Below are 17,202 nucleotides of genomic sequence, written 5' to 3'. Positions count from 1 at the left end.
ATTCTACTCAACCGCCTTCTCGAGTCAAGCCTTATTTTCAGAGGCTTTTCGAGGCACCGACTGGCTTAGCTGCGTTGCCGCTTGCCCTGTCGATGGAGGCGCATTATAGGGAGCTGAAACTTTCTGGCAAGCCCCTGAACGCAATAAAACTGCAAAAATCGGCATTTTTTTAGTTATTCATAACCAGCCACAGCTTCTATACAAACTTATCCACAGAAACAGCTCTGGATTGTTAGAATGGCCGAAAACAAGGAGGCCAAGATGGACCTGAGACTGAGACCCTACAAAGGAAAACGCCCGCAACTGGGCGAACGCGTATATGTGGATCCCTGCGCCACCCTGGTGGGAGATATTGAACTCGGCGACGATGCCAGCATCTGGCCCATGGTGGCGGCGCGGGGCGACGTGAACCACATTCGCATCGGCGCCCGCAGCAATGTGCAGGACGGTACAGTGCTGCACCTCAGCCGCAGGAGCGCCGGCAATCCCGATGGGTATCCGCTGCTGATCGGCGAGGATGTCACCGTGGGTCACAAGGCCATGCTGCACGGCTGCACCATCGGCAATAGAGTGCTGGTCGGCATGGGGGCCATCCTGCTGGACGGGGTCATAGTAGAGGATGATGTGATGATCGGTGCCGGCAGCCTGGTACCACCGGGCAAGCGGCTCGAGTCCGGCTTCTTATATATGGGTAATCCAGCCAAGCAGGCCAGAGCACTCAAGCCGGCCGAGATCGCCTTCCTCAAGATCTCCGCCGACAACTATGTGTTGCTCAAGGACGAATATCTGCAAGAAGCCTGAGGCGCTGCATCGCGACCAAATACAAGAAGCCCGGCATGATGCCGGGCTTCTCTTCTTATATAGCTAACGGATACCGATAGAGGGATCAGTGGGCCTGATCCCAGTTGTCACCGACGCCGGCTTCCACCTCCAGCGGCACATGCAGTTCGGCGGCCGCCGACATCTTCTCCTTGATGATGGCGACGTACTCTTCCAGCTTCTCCTCACGGATCTCGAACACCAGTTCATCGTGCACCTGCATCAGCATGTGGATGGAATCATCGGTAATACCCTGGATCCAGCCATCGACACCGATCATGGCGCGCTTGATGATATCGGCGGCCGTGCCCTGCATGGGGGCGTTGATCGCCGCCCGCTCCGCGCCCTTGCGCAGACCGGCGTTGCGGGACTTGATGTCCGGCAGGTAGAGGCGGCGGCCGAACAGGGTCTCGACGTAGCCCTGGGCTTCGGCCTGCTGGCGGGTGCGCTCCATGTAGTCCAGCACACCTGGGTAGCGCTCGAAGTAGAGATCCATGTACTTCTGCGCCTCGGCACGACCGATCCCCAGCTGTTTGGCGAGGCCGAAAGCGCTCATGCCATAGATAAGGCCGAAGTTGATCGCCTTGGCACTGCGGCGCATGTCGGTAGTCACCGCATCCAGCGCGACACCGAACACCTCGGCGGCGGTCGCCTTGTGGATGTCCTTGCCCTCGGCGAAGGCGGTCAGCAACCCCTTGTCACCGGAGAGGTGCGCCATGATGCGCAGTTCGATCTGGGAATAATCCGCCGCCACCAGCTTGTAACCGGCGCTCGGAATGAAGGCCTGCCGGATCCGGCGTCCCTGCTCGTTGCGCACCGGGATGTTCTGAAGATTCGGATCGGTGGACGAGAGCCGGCCGGTCGCCGCCACCGCCTGATGATAGGAGGTATGCACCCGCCCGGTCTGGGGCTTGATCATCAGCGGCAACTTGTCGGTATAGGTGGACTTGAGCTTGGCGAGGCCACGGTGCTCCATCAGCAGACGCGGCAGCTCGTAGGTTTCCGCCAGCTCGGCCAGCACCTCTTCGGCGGTGGACGCGGCGCCCTTGGGGGTCTTCTTGAGGATGGGCAGCCCCAGCTTGACGAACAGGATCTCGCCGAGCTGCTTGGGTGAGGAGAGATTGAACTCCTGCCCGGCCAGCTCGTGGGCCTGACGCTCCAGTTCCCCCAACCGCACCTCTATTTCCTGGCTCTGTTGATGCAGCAACTTGGGCTCTATGGTGGTACCCATCAGCTCCATCCGTGCCAATACCGGCAGCAGGGGCAGCTCGATCTCGGTGAATACCCTGGCCAGCTCAGGCAGCTTGCTCAGATTCCCCCACAAGGTTTGATGCAAACGCAGGGTGATGTCCGCATCTTCAGCCGCATAAGGGGCCGCCTGCTCCAGTTCGATCTGGTTGAAGGTGAGCTGCTTGGCCCCCTTGCCGGCGATCTCCTCGAAGGAGATGGTCTCGACCCCGAGATACTTGCTGGCCAGGGAGTCCATGTCGTGACGGCTGGCGGTGGAGTTGAGCACATAGGACTCGAGCATGGTGTCGAAGGCAATGCCCTGCAGATCGATGCCGTGGTTCTGCAGCACGTTGCGATCGTATTTGAGGTTCTGGCCGACCTTGAGGTGGGCAGGATCCTCCAACAGGGGCTTGAGCTTGCCCAGCACCTGCGCCTCGCTCAGCTGGGTCGGGGCCCCCAGATAGTCGTGACCGAAGGGCACATAGGCCGCCTTGCCAGGTTCGATGGCGAACGACACGCCGACGACCCGCGCCTCCATGTAATCCAGACTGGTGGTCTCGGTGTCGAAGGCAAACAGCGGCGCGGCTTTCAGTTGTGTCAGCCAGTCGTCGAGCTCGGCCTCCTCCAGAATGCAGCGATAATCGGTCTCGATGGTGGCGACCGGGGTCACCTCCTCAGCCGAGGCCTCCTGGCTTGCATTCCCTTCACCGCTGGCGCCCTCACCTGACTCCAGCTCCTTGATCAGGTTGCGCAACTCGTATTCACGGTAGACTGCCAGCAAGGATTCCTTGTCGATCGGGCCCAGCTGCAACTGCTCCAGCTCCTGCTCCAGCTCGACGTCAGTCTTGATGGTCGCCAGCAGATAAGAGAGGCGCACCTGCTCTTCCTGCTCGCGGAACTTGTCGGCGAACGCCTTGGAGCCACGAAAACCGAGGGCGGCCACCTTGTCCAGGTTGGCGGCGATCTGGTCTATGCTGCCTATCCCCTGCAACAGGGCCAGGGCCGTCTTCTCGCCCACCCCCGTCATGCCGGGGATGTTGTCCACCTTGTCCCCCATCAGGGCCAAGTAGTCGATGATGAGCTCCGGCGGCACGCCGAACTTCTCGATCACCCCTTCCCGGTCGGTGGTCACGTCCTTCATGGTGTCGATCAGGGTGACGTGGTCGGAGACCAGCTGCGCCATGTCCTTGTCACCGGTGCTGATGAGCACCGGCAGTTTCTTCTCGGTGGCCTGGCGCGCGAGGGTGCCGATCACGTCGTCCGCCTCGACCCCTTCCACCATCAGGAAGGGGAAGCCCATCGCCTTGATCATCTGATGGATGGGAGCGACCTGGCTGCGCAGATCGTCCGGCATGCTGGCGCGGGTCGCCTTGTATTCGGGATAGATGTCGTCGCGGAAGGTCTTGCCCTTGGCATCGAACACCACGGCCACGTGGCTGTCAGGATATTGCTTGCGCAGGCTGCGCATCATGTTGGCCATCACGCGGACGGCGCCGCTCGGCAGCCCGGTCGATGTACGCAGGTCGGCCTGCTGGGAGGCGAAGAAGGCGCGGTAAAGATATGAAGAGCCGTCGACCAGAATAAGGGGATTGCTAGAGGCCATGAAATCGTCCTGCCAAGAATAAACAGTCGCTAGGATGCCACAGGGCCCGCAGCACACCAAGGGGCTGGCACCTTACCGCTCGGGCCATCAACTGGGTCACAGGCTGTGGATAAGTCTGTGCCCAAAAATGGAGGCATGGGCGAGTCGTGGTGACAAAGCTGTGGATTGAATTAAAAAACTACATATAAAACAAATAATTGAGATCATAAAAACTGATCGCGGTGCGACCATCATGATCTCGATCAATGTGGAAAAAATTTTAAGGGGGCGATACGGCAGGATCCAAAACGAAACAATCCTAGCACAGCGGGATGACTTGACCAGTGGAGGGCGAACGATAACCATACAAAAGTACAACAATCTACCCTGGCTCACATTTTCAACAACGAGGAGTTCGCCATGAAAAAAGTGGCCGTGATCTTGAGTGGCTGTGGCGTCTTTGACGGCGCCGAGATCCATGAGACCGTCATCAGCCTGCTGGCGCTGGCCCGCCAGGGCGCCGAGGTCCAATGCTTCGCACCGAACGTGCAACAGCTGCACGTCGTCAACCATCTGACCGGTGAGGTGAGTGAAGGAGAGCGCCGCAACGTGCTGGTCGAGGCGGCCCGGATCACCCGTGGCCAGATCCGGGACGTGGCCGAGCTGGATGCGGCCGACTTTGACGCCCTGCTGCTACCCGGGGGCTTCGGCGCCGCCAAGAACCTGTGCGATTTTGCCGTTCAGGGTGCCAACTGCCGGATCCAGCCGGATGTGCTCAAGGCCTGCCAGAGCTTCGCCAAGGCCCGCAAGCCGGCGGCCTATATTTGCATAGCACCCGCCATGATCCCGCTCATCTACGGCGCCGGCACCCTGGCCACCATAGGCCATGACGAGGGCACCGCCAACGCCATCGAGGCCATGGGCGGCAGTCACCTCAACTGCCCGGTCAGCGAGTTCGTGGTGGATCAGGAGCGCAAAGTCATCTCGACCCCGGCTTATATGCTGGCAAACAACATAGTGGAAGCGGCCGATGGCATCGAGAAGACGGTCAAGCAACTGCTCGCCATGTAGCGCCCGGCCGGAAAACAAGCGGGCCACTCATGGAGTGGCCCGCTTTCATTCTTGCCGGCAGAGACGGAATTAGATGGCTTCGCCCATCTGATCCATCTTGCCCAGCAGGGCGCGCAGACGTTCTTGCCAGGCAACGTGCTCGTTGCGCAGCAGATGGTTCTCGTCTTGCAGCTTGCTGTTCTGCTCTTTCAGCTCGTCCAGCTCCATCTTCAGCAGGGAGATGTTGTCGACGGCGGATTGTACTTTGGATTCGAGTTGCTCAAGGACTTCTAGTGACATATGCATACCTGTTTGTTCAATTGCGATGCCCCACAGAGGGCGATTCAAGCGCGTGAAGCCAGCATACCCTGATGCGCTCGGCACAAACAAGACGGTGCGCCGTAAAATGCGCCTTCCCTGCCGGTATTGCTTAAATATGCGTCTATTTTTCTCGCAGGCAGCAGGAACACCGATTCGGGATGCCTGTGGCAGCACAATTACGATATATAGCACGCTGCCAACCGACGGTTCAAGCTGCCGTCGGCCTCATCCATGCAGGGTGATGAATGCTCCCATCAACAGGCAGGCAACCCCGTACATCAGCAGGCCGTAGAGCAGATTCCAGCGCAGCAGCAAGCCGGCGCTCAGGTTGTAACGCGACGCCAGCGCCAGGTTGGAGCCAGAGAGCGGACTGGTGCCGGTGGCCAGCCCCCAGCCCAGCAGGAAGCACATGCCGAGCAGGCTGGGATCCGGCGCCAACGGCCACAACAAGGGGGCCACACCGGAGATGCTGATGAGGGGATGCACCCCTATGATGGCCACCAGGAAGATCAGCAGCAGGGTCAGGCAGGCCTCCAGCCAGCCGAAGTGATTGAACAGCGGCAGGCCATGGCCGTCCCCCATCTCCAGCACCGACAGCGCGCTGTTGATGCCCGCCGCCAGCAAGCCGGCCCCGAGGAACAGCACCAGCTGACCGCCGATGGCGGGGAAGCGTTCCACCACCTGCCGCTTGAGGGCCGCCCCTCGCCCGACGCTTGGCATGAACAGCAGCGCCAGCAAAGGCGCCACCAGCGCGATCACCGCCAGTATGCTGAGGCCGGGCCAGAGCCGGTTGATCAGCAAGACCAGCAGCGCCAGGGTCACCGGCAGCCCCAGGGTCTGCAGTCGCAGCGGATAGCCCTCGAAATCGGCGACCCCGAGCCGCTCCACCTGCCAGGCCGTCAGTCCCATGGCCAGCAGGGCACCGACAAGGCCAAACGGCAAGATGCTGGCGAACTGCAGACCGGGCGCATAGGTCAGCGCCACCGCCATGGCGACGAAGAAGGGAGACCAGAAGGCAGCCACGCAGAAAATACGGCTCAGCACCATCACCTGACGCCGCTCAAGCGTGCCGTTTTTCTCCAGCCGATCGCCGATGATAAACAGCACCGAGAGGTTGATGACAGCGCCCAGCAGATTGAGGCTGGCCATGGTGCTCCACAGCCCCTTGCGCCCCGACCAGGAGGCGGAGCCGGTCAGCAGGCCGGAGGTGGCGAGGTTGAGGGTGCTGACGGCGGCAAACATGGTGAGCATGTTGATGTTGGGCAGCAGCCAGTTACCGGGGCTGAGGCTGGCGCCGCGCCACCAGGAAAAAATGAGCAGCAGCAGGGCCGCACCGTAGAGGGCCAGTGCCTGACGCCGTGCGGCGCCCACCAGCCAGGGCCAGGTGAGCAAGGAGGCAGCCCAGGCGGCGATGGCCGCCGGCCAGGGGGAGAATCCGAAATAGAGATGCAGCAGGTTGAGCAGCCACATCCCCAGGATCAGAAAGCCTGACCAGCGCTTGACCATGAGCCCCTAGATGTTCTGGTTCATGTCGAAGGAGGGCTTGTCACACTCCGGTCGGCCCACGATCTTGGCCGGCACACCGGCCACCGTGGTGTGGGGAGGCACCGGGTTGATCACCACGCTGCCGGCACCGATCTTGGCGCCCACGCCCACCTCGATGTTGCCGAGCACCTTGGCCCCCGCCCCGATCATGACCCCTTCCCGGATCTTGGGGTGACGATCACCACTCTCCTTGCCGGTCCCACCCAGGGTCACGCTCTGCAGGATGGAGACGTCGTCCTCTATCACCGCCGTCTCGCCGACCACGATGCCGGTGGCATGGTCAAACATGATGCCCTTGCCGATCCGCGCGGCCGGGTGCACATCGACCCCGAACACCACGGAAATCTGGTTTTGCAGATAGAGCGCCAGCGAGCGGCGCCCCTGGCGCCACAGCCAGTTGGCGACCCGATAACCCTGCAGGGCGTGGAAGCCTTTGAGGTAGAGCAGCGGCGTGGAGAAGAGGTCGACGGCGGGGTCACGGTCCTGCACGGCGCAGATGTCCGCGGCCACCATGTCCAGCAGCTCGGGCTCGCTGCGCAGGGCCAGCTCGATCACCTCACGCAGGGCGATGGCCGGCATGGTGGTGCTGTCGAGCTTGTTGGCAAGCTGGAAGCTGAGCGCAGAGCGCAGATCCCCGTGGTTGAGGATGGTGGAGTGGAAGAAGCTGGCCAGCATGGGCTCCTGGGCCGCCATGCTCTGCGCTTCTTGCTGAATTTTTTGCCACGTTTGGGCAACCAGATCGTCCATGTTGCAGCCTACTGTTGTTCGGGGTGAGGGCTTTGTTGTTCTTTGGTCAGCACCGAGATGGGGTCCATGTGAATGATCACATCCATCCGCTCAAATGACTGGCGCACGGCCAGTTCAGCCTCGTCGGCTATCTGGTGGGCCTTGACCAAGGGAAGTTGATCGTCAAGCTCCAGATGCAGTTGCACGAAACGGGTGGGCCCGGATTGGCGGGTACGCAGATCATGTACACCATGTACCCCCTCTACGGCACAACAGAGGGCCATTATTCTCGCTTGTTCTTCCGCTGGCAACTGACGATCGAGCAGGGCCTGCACCGATTCGTAGCCGATCTGAATGGCCCCCCACACCAGGAACAGGCCGATCAGGATGGCAAACAGGCCGTCTGCCCAGTACCAGCCCTGCCCCGCCAGCACCAGGGCCAGCAGCACGCCGGCGTTGAGCAGCAGATCGGAACGGTAGTGCAGCATATCGGCCTTGATGGCCACGCTGTTGGTCTTGCGGATGACCAAACCCTGGAAACTGACCAGCAGCAGGGTCAGCAGGATGGAGCCGCCGCTGACCCAGAGTCCGGCCTCGAGCCGCTGTACCGGTACCTGATTGAGCAGAGAGGAGATGCCATGCATCACCAGCAACAGGGCCGAGCCCGAGATGAAGGCCGACTGGATGAGACCCGCCAGCGACTCCGCCTTGCCGTGGCCGAATCTATGCTCTTCGTCCGCCGGCGCCAGGGCATAGCGGATGGCCACTAGGTTGATGAGGGAGGCGCTCACATCCATGAAGGAGTCGGTGAGCGACGCCAGCAGGCTGGAGGAATCCGTCATCAGCCAAGCGATCAGCTTGCCGACGATAAGAAGGGTGGCGGTGGTGACCGCCGCCACGCTGGCCAGGGTCACCCAGCGAGAATATTGTTGATGGCTCAAAACCGGCTTTCCTCTGGCGCGTAAAAATCTATTATACCCTGACCCGAGCGTCAGTTTGGCGTGCAAAATCAACGGAGTGACCCCAGATGAACAGAATACTCCTGGTCGACGACGATCTCGAGCTGACCCAGTTGCTGACCGAGATCCTGACCCTGGAAGGCTTTGAGGTCACGGTCGCAGAGGATGGCGAGGAGGGATTGCAACGGCTGGCCGAGCAGACGTTCGATCTGGTGCTGCTGGATGTGATGATGCCCAGGCTCAACGGCTTCGCCATGCTGGCCAAGCTGCGCAAGCGCCATGAGACCCCGGTGCTGATGCTGACTGCCCGCGGTGACAGCCAGGACAGGGTGGACGGGCTGGAGGCCGGCGCCGATGACTACCTGGCCAAGCCGTTCGACGACAGGGAGCTGCTGGCCAGGGTACGCGCCATCCTGCGCCGCACCCAGAGCCTGCAACCCCAGCGCGGCGGCACCGACGAGCTGAGATTCATGGATCTGGTGCTGCAACCCGGCCTGCAACAGGCGCGCAGCGATGGCCAGCTGCTGGACCTCACCGCCACCGAATTCGGCCTGCTGGAATGCCTGCTGCGCAGCCCTGGCCAGATCGTCAGTAAGAATCTGCTTTCTGAACAAGTACTTGGCAAGAAACTGGAGCCCTTCGATCGGGCCATCGACATGCACCTGAGCAACCTGCGCAAGAAGCTGCCGGAACGCAGCGATGGCCAGCCCCGCTTCAAGACGGTGCGTGGTCGAGGCTACCTCTGGCTGGAACAGGCATAACTATGAACCGTTCACTAGGTGGACTTTCAACCCAGATTTTCCTTTGGTTCTGGTTGATACTGCTACTGATGATGGCCGCAGTGGTCATACTGCCAACCCTAGACCCCCGCAATACCATCCCGCTCCCCGAGCACGAGGTCAGCCGGATGAACAACAACCTGCAGGCGCTGCAGCGGGGGGCGGATCCGAGCCAGGACTTCAACCTGTCCCAGGCGATGGAGGCCACGGGTCTGCTGCCGGTGGACAACGTCTATCTGCGCGATGCCAAGGGCCAGCTGCAGTTCACCGCCAAGCCCAACAAGTTTGTCATCCGCTTCATGGTGGACTCAGACAACCCGGCCATGCCCATGCTGGGCAGCGAGCACAAGCGGGCCATCGCCGGCCCCTTCCTGATGCAGCACCATGGCCAGCCCTATCACGTCTACTTCGGCCTCAACGTCGAAAACTCCTACCTGTTCCTGTTTATCCAGATCCTGGATCACCCCATCCAGATCCTGGGCATCGCCATGCTGGTCAGCACCCCGCTCTGTCTGCTGCTGGCCTGGCGGCTGACCCGTCCCATACTGCAGCTGCAGCAGGCGGTCTCGCAACTGGCGCAGGGCAAGCTGGAGACCCGGATCCCCAACCTCGGCAGGCAGGATGAGATTGGCCAGCTGGCGGATCACGTCAGCTACATGGTGGATACCCTCAAGAACATGATCCAGAAGCAGAAGCAGCTGCTGTCCGACATCTCCCACGAGCTGCGCAGCCCCCTCACCCGCATCCAGCTGGCGCAGGCCTTGATCCGCCGCAAGCAGGGGGACAGCAGTGAGCTGGTACGGATCGAAACCGAGATCGGGCGACTCGACAAGCTGATCGGGGATCTGCTGGACTTGTCCCGGGTGCAGCAACATGTGGAGGCCCCCGTGCTGCTGCCGCTGGCGGAGCTGCTGGAGCCCATCCTGGACGACGCCATGTTCGAGGCAAACCAGAACGGCAAACAACTGCGCCTACCTGCCCTGCCGACGGAATCGCTCATGATGCGGCCGGAGTTGCTGGCGCGGGCACTGGAAAATCCGCTGCGCAACGCCCTCAAGTATGCCCGCGAGTTCATCCAGGCGGACTGGTATCGGGAAGGGCGTATGTGGGTGATGACCATCCGGGATGATGGCCCGGGTGTTCCGGTGGAGCAGCAGGCACAGCTGTTCTTGCCGTTCTTCCGGGTCGATGATGCCCGCAACGCCAAGACGGGTGGCACCGGGCTGGGCCTCGCCATCGCCGCCGAGGCGATCCAGCAGCACGGCGGCACCATCAAGGCCAGCAGCAATCAGCCGACCGGGCTCATCATTACCATCCGCCTGCCCATCTCGTGAGGCTCCCCCTTTTCATCCCCGTGGGCGCTGGGTATGCTGGCGCCCTTATTGCGCCCTCAGGACCCCGCCATGCTCGACATAGTGCTCTATCAACCGGAAATTCCGCCCAATACCGGCAACATCATTCGCCTCTGCGCCAACACCGGCTACCGGTTGCACCTGATCGAGCCGCTGGGATTTGAGTGGGATGACAAGCGGGTGAAGCGGGCCGGGCTCGACTATCACGAGTTTGCCGAGGTGAAGCGCTGGCCGAGCTATGCCGACTTCCTGGCGGCGGTGGCACCGAGGCGGGTGTTTGCCTGTACCACCAAGGGTCGCACCGCCCACTCGGCGGTCCAGTTCGCCCTGGGAGATGCCCTGCTGTTCGGCCCGGAGAGCCGCGGCTTGCCGGCCGAGATCATCGAGAGCCTGCCATTCGAGCAACGGCTGCGCATCCCCATGTTGCCCCAGAGCCGCAGCATGAATCTGGCCAATGCGGTCTCGGTCTTCGTGTATGAGAGCTGGCGCCAGTTTGGCTATGAGGGGTCCCTCTAGCCTCCGTCGGCGCTGCGCCTCTCAGAGGCGGCGCAGACCATGAGATCCCGTCAGGCGGGTTCCCGGCCTTGACCCAGCAGGCGGCCATCCCGCTCCAGTTGCCAGCATAGCCAGCCAAGGGTCAGGCCACGCCCCGCCATCAGGGCCGCCATCGCGGCCCACAGGGCGGAGACGCCCCACGACTGGCACAGCCACCAGACCGGGAAGAAACCGGCAAACACCGCCACCAGCATGCTGTTTCGCATCTCCCGGGCACGGGTCGCGCCGATGAAGACCCCATCCAGCAGGAAACACCAGACCGCCAGCAGCGGCATGGCCACCAGCCAGGGCAGCTGGCGGCTCGCCTCGGCGATCACCGCCGGGATGTCGGTGATATGGGTGATGAGCAGCTGCCCCCCCAATGCAAACGACAGCGTGAAGCCGAGGGCGATCAGCAGGGCCCAGCCCAGGTTGAGTACGATCGCCTCACGCAGTCCCTGCCGATCCCGACGCCCGATGGCGCGCCCCACCATGGCCTCCACCGCATAGGCGAAGCCATCCAGCCCGTAGGAGATGAGCATCAGGAAGTTGAGCAGCACGGCATTGGCGGCCACCGCCACATCCCCCAGTCTGGCCCCCTGCAACGTCATGAAGGCAAAACAGAGCTGCAGACAAAGAGAGCGGATGAAGATGTCCCGGTTCAGACCGAGCAGGCGCCGCAGCGCTGACCATTGCCACCAGCGCTGCCAGGCCCCCTGCCACACAGACAGGTGGCGCAGCCGGCGGCTCACCAGCCAGAGCCCGACCCCCAGCGCACTGTAATCCGCCAGCAGCGAGGCGGCGGCCACTCCTTTCACCTGCCAGCCCAGGCCCAGCACGAACCAGGTATCCAGCACCATGTTGACCAGGTTGCTCAGGATCAGCAGCAACATGGGGCTGCGGGCGTCCTGCATGCCCAGCAGCCAACCCATGATGACCAGGTTGCACAGGGCCGCCGGGGCGCTCCAGATCCGCACCGACACATATTCTGCGGCATAGCCCTGCACCTCGGGGGAGCCGCCGCTCAGCGCAATGAGGGCCGGCAGCAAGGGTAACACCAGCAGCAACAGCGCCATTCCCAGGCCGATCGCCAGCCCCAAGGCCCGCGCCAGGGTGTCCAGTTGCCCCTCGGCACTGCCAGCCCCGTAGGCCTGTGCGGTCAGCCCTGTGGTGGACATCCGCAGGAAGCCAAGCAGCCAGAACAGAAGATTGATGAGGGTCGCCCCGACCGAGACGCCGCCGAGAAACCAGGCCTGACCGAGATGACCGATCACCCAGGTATCCACCAGCCCGAGCAACGGGGTGGTGACGTTCGAGAACACCATCGGCAGGGCAAGTACAAACACGGCGCTGTGACGCCGGGGATCGCGCAACCAGTGCGGGATCAGCATGGGCAGGTCTCATTCCTGAGCATCACTGGTCGGCCAGCCGCACTATCCGCGCGAAGTCAGAGACCAGGGTTTTCATGGCCACGTGGGGCACCTGGCCAGGCTCCATCTGGGGGCGGAACACGGCCGTCAGCTTGCCCTCCGGGCTGATCAGCACGATCGAGGCCGAGTGGTCTACCAGGTAATCCTGGTTCCCGTGATCGACGATGGAGTAGACGAGACCAAGGTTGCGCACGAAGGGGAACAGCTGGTTGTGAGGGCCGGTGGCCGCCTTGAACTCTGGCTGGAAGAAACTGGTGTATTGCTTGAGTCGGGCACTGTCATCGCGCTGGGGATCCGCCGAGATGAAGGCCACCTGACTGCCAGGCGCTATGTTCTGCAGTTCCGGATAGACGGAGCGCAGATCCGCCAGCGTGGTCGGGCAGATGTCCGGGCAATAGGTGTAGCCGAGGAACAGGAAGGTCCAATGCCCGACCAGGTTGGCTGCGGTGAAGGGTTTGCCATCGCCGTCGGTGAGGGTGAAAGGATTGATATCCCGTCCCACCGGATAATAGTCGGCCTGCTCGGGTGGGGAAGGCTGGCTCCAGCTGTATGCAACCATCATGCTGCCGACCAGTAACAGAAACAGCAGGGGATAACGTGGTTTAATCATATAAAACAGAGCCTTGCTAGTCTAATCAGCCGTTGGGCGGGCCCGGTGGAGGTGCATTGTAACCCGGGCCCTCCTATCTCTGGCTACCCCGGAGTCCGGATATCGGGCACAAAGAGGCCCAACAAGGGGTGGTACTGGCCCTCAGTATTCATCGCAGATGGGAAAAAACAGAAGCCCCACATCAGGTGGGGCTCACACACAATGTTGGCTAAGTGGATCAGGGTCGCCGCCGGTGCTGCGCCTGAGGGCGCCGGGCCACGGCGTGCAGCGGAACGACGGGGGCAACCCAGGGTGCATTGGGCAATCCTATGTCGTGGTGGCGGCGAAACAGACGAACCAGGTGGACAATCTTGTCCTTGGGACACCCCAGCCAGATGGTCCAGCCATTCCCCTTGTGATAGACCCAGAGCGCATAAAACCACGTCATCCGACTGCCCTTGATGAACCGGGTGATGGAGGATGCGGGCGCTGCGGCCAGACCCGGATCCCATGGCGAGCTTGAAGCCATACCTGTCCTCCTTGCTCAACAGGCCACGTCAACTAGTGTCCTGCCAGGATGACAGGCAAAACACAGTCACGTACTGACTGAGTCGTTCCAGGTCATGGACTGCGAGCCCCCTGACGACTCTCCCTTCTACCCGACACCGCGTTGGCGGTGCCAGTGATGCATCCCTGCGACCTTATGCTGGCCGGTTCAGGCAACAACCCGGATCATGGCAGATCCCGTGGCCCGGTAACGGCGTACCGTGCCTCATCAAAGGATATATCCGAAATGCCAGCTGTGTGGCGACACTCTCTTTAGTTGCGCTCTCTTTGCTGCTTTCTGTTGCGGCAGAGGATGGCGACGAAAATGGTGGGTATCAGAGCTCGGGGCAAACAGCAGAAACGAAACGGCCTCCCAAAGGAGGCCGTCTATCAGATCTCATGCCTGCATCTCACATCCAGTCGGCATTGCGGATCACGCCGACCGCCAGTCCCTCTATAGTCAGATGCTGGCTGGCGAGATCCACCTCGATGGGGGAGAGCTCTTCGTTCTCCGGCAGCAGCCACACCTGGCTGCCCTTGCGCTGGAAGCGCTTGACGGTGACATCTTCATCGAGGCGGGCGACCACGACCTGACCGTTGTGCACGTCCTGGGTCTTGTGCACCGCCAGCAGATCCCCATCCATGATGCCGATGTTCTTCATGCTCATTCCCTGTACCCGCAACAGGAAGTCTGCCCGCGGATGGAACAGGGCGGGATCCACCTGGTAGTGGCTCTCGATGTGCTCCTGGGCCAGGATAGGCTCACCGGCGGCCACCTTGCCGATCAGCGGCAAGCCGCTTTCTTCCGGTGCGGCTTCCTCTTCTTCGATCAGCAGACGGATGCCGCGGGAGGTACCGGGCATGATTTCGATGACCCCTTTCTTGGCCAGGGCCTTCAGATGTTCCTCGGCCGCATTGGCCGACTTGAAACCAAGCTTCTGGGCGATCTCGGCACGAGTCGGCGGCATACCGGTCTCGCTCATGTTCGCCTTGATAAGCTCCAGCACTTCAGCCTGGCGGGGAGTAAGGGGTTTCATAGCATGGGCACCTGTCTTTTTATACAGCACACTGGCAGTATATACAGTGCTGTGGCCAAGGCAAGGCGTTGCTGATATTTGTCGTGCCCTTGTCGCACTTCTTTCACAAAATGGCCCATCCTTGATCTGTAGCGCCACTCATCGTACCTCTCGGCGACAAGCCAGCGGTGATTTGTTATGCTCACGCCGCATTTTTTTGGAGAGCAGACACCCATGTCCATCGGACAGAAGATTTCCAGAGCCATTCTGCAATGGCCGGTCAGCGGCTTGGTCAACCACAAGAGCCTGCCGGAAAACCCCATCGCGGAACTGGATCTGGACCCGGCCAGACCCATTGTCTATGCCCTGAAGACCAGCTCGATCACCGATCTGATGACCCTGCAGCAGTGCTGCGAGGATCTCGGTCTGCCCGGCCCCTTCACGCCCCTTGAGCTGAATGGTCAGCTGCTGCCGCGCTACGTCTGCCTGGATCGGCCACCGCCCCTGTTTGGCAAACGCACCAAGCCGCTCCCCTTCCTGCAAGAATTTCATCAGCTGCTGGATCTGCACAAGCAGGATCCGGCGCTGGATATCCAGGTCGTGCCCGTCACCCTGTTCTGGGGCCGCGCCCCGGGTCGCGAAGGCGAAGAGGCCTCCGGCTGGAACATCATCAGCAGTCTGGCGCCGAACCGGCTCAAGAAGGCACTGATCGTTATCCTCAAGGGGCGCGAGAATCTGGTGCGCTTCTCCCCGCCGCTCTCCCTGCGTCATATGGCGGACAAACACGGCACCGACGAGGCCATCGCCCACAAGCTGGCGCGGGTGGCGCGCATCCACTTCAGCCGCCAGCAGCTCGCAGCCACCGGCCCCAAGCTGCCGAACCGCAACCTGCTGTTCAAGCAGTTGCTGGATTCGAGCGTGATCCAGCAGGCCATCGAAGAAGAGGCCAGACGCGAGGGCATCAGCCTGGAGAAGGCCCAGAAGCGCGCTCACGGCTACATGGACGAGATCGCCTCCAACTTCTCCTTCCGGCTGATCCGCCTCGGCGAGACCTTCCTCGGCTGGCTGTGGAACAAGCTCTACCGTGGCCTGTCGGTCAATGGCGCAGAGCGGGTACGCCAGCTGGCGCAGGAAGGCCACGAGATCGTCTACGTGCCCTGCCATCGCAGCCACATGGACTATCTGCTGCTCTCCTACGTCATCTATCACCAGGGCATGGTACCGCCCCACATAGCGGCCGGCATCAACCTCAACTTCTGGCCGGCGGGCCCCATCTTCCGCCACGGCGGCGCCTTCTTCATCCGCCGCACCTTCAAGGGCAACCCGCTCTACAGCACCGTATTTCGTGAATACCTGAACCTGCTGTTTGCCAAGGGCTACTCGGTGGAGTTCTTTACCGAAGGGGGTCGCTCGCGCACCGGCCGCCTGCTGCCGCCCAAGACCGGGATGCTGGCGATGACCCTGCAGGCCATGATGCGCGGGCTGGACAGGCCGGTGACCCTGGTGCCCGTCTATCTGGGCTACGAGCACGTGATGGAGGTGAACACCTACCACAACGAGCTCAAGGGCAGCCGCAAGGAGAAAGAGAGCTTCCTGCAGGTGCTCGGCATACTGCGCAAGCTGCGCAACTATGGCCGTGGCTTCGTCAACTTCGGAGAGCCGCTGACCCTCAACAGCTACCTCGGCGAGCAGGTACCGCACTGGAAGGAGAGCATAGGCAAGGAAGAGCGCCCGGAGTGGATGGCCTCCACCGTCAATCAGCTGGCCGAGCTCTTGATGACCCGGATCAACGATGCCGCCGCCGTCAACGGCCTGACCCTGAGCGCCCTGGCACTGCTGGCCGCCGAGCGCCATGCCCTGACCCGGGACGAGCTGCAGGCTCAACTCAACACCTATCTGGACCTGCTCAAGCAGGTGCCCTACAGCCCGCAGAGCACCCTGCCGGACGAAGACGCCAAGATCCTGCTGGATCAGGCCATGGAGCTCAACAAGTTCGAGGTGAGCGAGGACAAGCTCGGTCAGATAGTCAGCCTGGACCGCTATCAGGCGATCCTGCTGACCTACTACCGCAACAACATACTGCACCTGTTCGCCCTGCCCTCCCTGGTGGCAGCCCTGATCGAGCGTTGCGAGGGGATCTCCCGCGGCGAGATCGTCGCCCGCTGCGTCGACATCTATCCGCTGCTCAAGACGGAGCTGTTCCTGCGCTACCAGGAGGACGAACTGCCGGCGCTGGTCGATGCCCTGCTGGCCGAACTGCAACGCCAGCAGCTCATCGAGGAGCGTGAGAGCGGCTACTGGGTCAACCCGGTCAACCAGATGCGCCTGCTGCTGCTGGCGGAGAGCATTCAGGAAACGCTGCAACGCTACGCCATCGTGCTGACCCGGGTGCTGGCCCAGCCCTATATCGGGGCGGAGCAGCTGGAGGCGGACGGCCTGATGATGGCGGAGCGCCTCGGCACCCTGCACGGCATCAACGCCCCCGAGTTCTTCGACCAGAAGCTGTTCAGCACCCTGATCCACTCCTTGCGCAGCGAAGGCTATCTGGATACGGGCTGCAAGCCGGATCTGGGCCGCTTCCAGGCGCTGGCCGACAACATAGTGCCGCTGCTCAGCACCAAGATCCGGCGCACCATCGAAGCGGGCAACCGGACTTGATGCCGTAACGAGGCAACCCTCATAGCCGCCGGCTGACAAGCAATAACTGTGTCTAGTCCTGAAATA

At 61.9% G+C, this 17,202-nt stretch carries 15 protein-coding genes; 6 read left to right on the top strand and 9 right to left on the bottom strand.

Features of this window, described 5'->3' with window-relative positions:
* Positions 1 to 261 precede the first annotated feature (261 nt).
* Positions 262 to 801: a gamma carbonic anhydrase family protein gene (locus tag LG30_RS0119610; protein ID WP_033132380.1), complete on the top strand. Its 540-nt coding sequence runs from the start codon at positions 262 to 264 to the stop codon at positions 799 to 801.
* 85 nt (positions 802 to 886) lie between these two features.
* Here the strand turns inward: LG30_RS0119610 and polA are convergent, their stop codons facing one another.
* The gene (gene polA, locus LG30_RS0119605) at positions 887 to 3,652 is read right to left on the bottom strand and encodes a DNA polymerase I (protein WP_033132379.1); all 2,766 of its coding nucleotides are present in this window, start codon (positions 3,650 to 3,652) and stop codon (positions 887 to 889) included.
* A gap of 399 nt (positions 3,653 to 4,051) precedes the next feature.
* Between polA and elbB the strand changes: the two genes are divergently transcribed.
* Positions 4,052 to 4,702 (top strand): isoprenoid biosynthesis glyoxalase ElbB, encoded by a 651-nt coding sequence (elbB, locus tag LG30_RS0119600; RefSeq protein ID WP_033132378.1) that lies wholly within the window; start codon positions 4,052 to 4,054, stop codon positions 4,700 to 4,702.
* A 69-nt stretch (positions 4,703 to 4,771) separates the two neighbouring features.
* Here the strand turns inward: elbB and LG30_RS22445 are convergent, their stop codons facing one another.
* The 4 genes from LG30_RS22445 to fieF all read right to left on the bottom strand — a co-directional run bounded on the left by LG30_RS22445 (position 4,772) and on the right by fieF (position 8,214).
* Complete coding sequence (locus LG30_RS22445; protein WP_033132377.1) at positions 4,772 to 4,981, bottom strand: cell division protein ZapB; 210 nt, start codon at positions 4,979 to 4,981, stop codon at positions 4,772 to 4,774.
* Between the two features lie 246 nt (positions 4,982 to 5,227).
* Positions 5,228 to 6,508 (bottom strand): hypothetical protein, encoded by a 1,281-nt coding sequence (locus tag LG30_RS0119590; RefSeq protein WP_033132376.1) that lies wholly within the window; start codon positions 6,506 to 6,508, stop codon positions 5,228 to 5,230.
* A gap of 6 nt (positions 6,509 to 6,514) precedes the next feature.
* Positions 6,515 to 7,294 (bottom strand): serine O-acetyltransferase, encoded by a 780-nt coding sequence (gene cysE, locus LG30_RS0119585; protein WP_033132375.1) that lies wholly within the window; start codon positions 7,292 to 7,294, stop codon positions 6,515 to 6,517.
* Positions 7,295 to 7,302: 8 nt separating this feature from the next.
* Positions 7,303 to 8,214: a cation efflux pump FieF gene (gene fieF, locus LG30_RS0119580; protein ID WP_033132374.1), complete on the bottom strand. Its 912-nt coding sequence runs from the start codon at positions 8,212 to 8,214 to the stop codon at positions 7,303 to 7,305.
* An 86-nt stretch (positions 8,215 to 8,300) separates the two neighbouring features.
* On the opposite strand from fieF, the gene LG30_RS0119575 reads away from it, so the two are divergent.
* The 3 genes from LG30_RS0119575 (at position 8,301) to trmL (ending at position 10,879) form a co-directional block, all read left to right on the top strand.
* The gene (locus LG30_RS0119575) at positions 8,301 to 8,993 is read left to right on the top strand and encodes a response regulator (RefSeq protein WP_033132373.1); all 693 of its coding nucleotides are present in this window, start codon (positions 8,301 to 8,303) and stop codon (positions 8,991 to 8,993) included.
* A 2-nt stretch (positions 8,994 to 8,995) separates the two neighbouring features.
* Complete coding sequence (locus tag LG30_RS0119570; protein WP_033132372.1) at positions 8,996 to 10,345, top strand: ATP-binding protein; 1,350 nt, start codon at positions 8,996 to 8,998, stop codon at positions 10,343 to 10,345.
* Positions 10,346 to 10,414: 69 nt separating this feature from the next.
* Positions 10,415 to 10,879, top strand: a complete 465-nt coding sequence (gene trmL / locus LG30_RS0119565) for a tRNA (uridine(34)/cytosine(34)/5-carboxymethylaminomethyluridine(34)-2'-O)-methyltransferase TrmL (protein WP_033132371.1) — start codon at positions 10,415 to 10,417, stop codon at positions 10,877 to 10,879.
* Positions 10,880 to 10,929: 50 nt separating this feature from the next.
* On the opposite strand, the gene dinF is transcribed toward trmL, so the two are convergent.
* From dinF to lexA, 4 genes are all read right to left on the bottom strand, one after another.
* Positions 10,930 to 12,288, bottom strand: coding sequence for an MATE family efflux transporter DinF (gene dinF / locus LG30_RS0119560; protein ID WP_052101219.1), 1,359 nt, complete (start codon positions 12,286 to 12,288; stop codon positions 10,930 to 10,932).
* A gap of 22 nt (positions 12,289 to 12,310) precedes the next feature.
* Positions 12,311 to 12,937 (bottom strand): SCO family protein, encoded by a 627-nt coding sequence (locus tag LG30_RS0119555; RefSeq protein ID WP_033132369.1) that lies wholly within the window; start codon positions 12,935 to 12,937, stop codon positions 12,311 to 12,313.
* 217 nt (positions 12,938 to 13,154) lie between these two features.
* Complete coding sequence (locus LG30_RS0119550) at positions 13,155 to 13,364, bottom strand: hypothetical protein (RefSeq protein ID WP_152599386.1); 210 nt, start codon at positions 13,362 to 13,364, stop codon at positions 13,155 to 13,157.
* Between the two features lie 508 nt (positions 13,365 to 13,872).
* Entirely contained in the window at positions 13,873 to 14,499 is a 627-nt protein-coding gene (lexA, locus tag LG30_RS0119545; protein WP_033132367.1) for a transcriptional repressor LexA, read from the bottom strand.
* Positions 14,500 to 14,712: 213 nt separating this feature from the next.
* Between lexA and plsB the strand changes: the two genes are divergently transcribed.
* Positions 14,713 to 17,136 (top strand): glycerol-3-phosphate 1-O-acyltransferase PlsB, encoded by a 2,424-nt coding sequence (gene plsB, locus LG30_RS0119540; RefSeq protein WP_033132366.1) that lies wholly within the window; start codon positions 14,713 to 14,715, stop codon positions 17,134 to 17,136.
* Positions 17,137 to 17,202: the final 66 nt, after the last annotated feature.

The sequence above is a fragment of the Aeromonas aquatica genome (assembly GCF_000764655.1).
GTDB classification, from domain to species: domain Bacteria; phylum Pseudomonadota; class Gammaproteobacteria; order Enterobacterales; family Aeromonadaceae; genus Aeromonas; species Aeromonas aquatica.
Note: the sequence above shows the minus strand (reverse complement) of the source record. Positions and strands in the feature narration are given on the sequence as shown.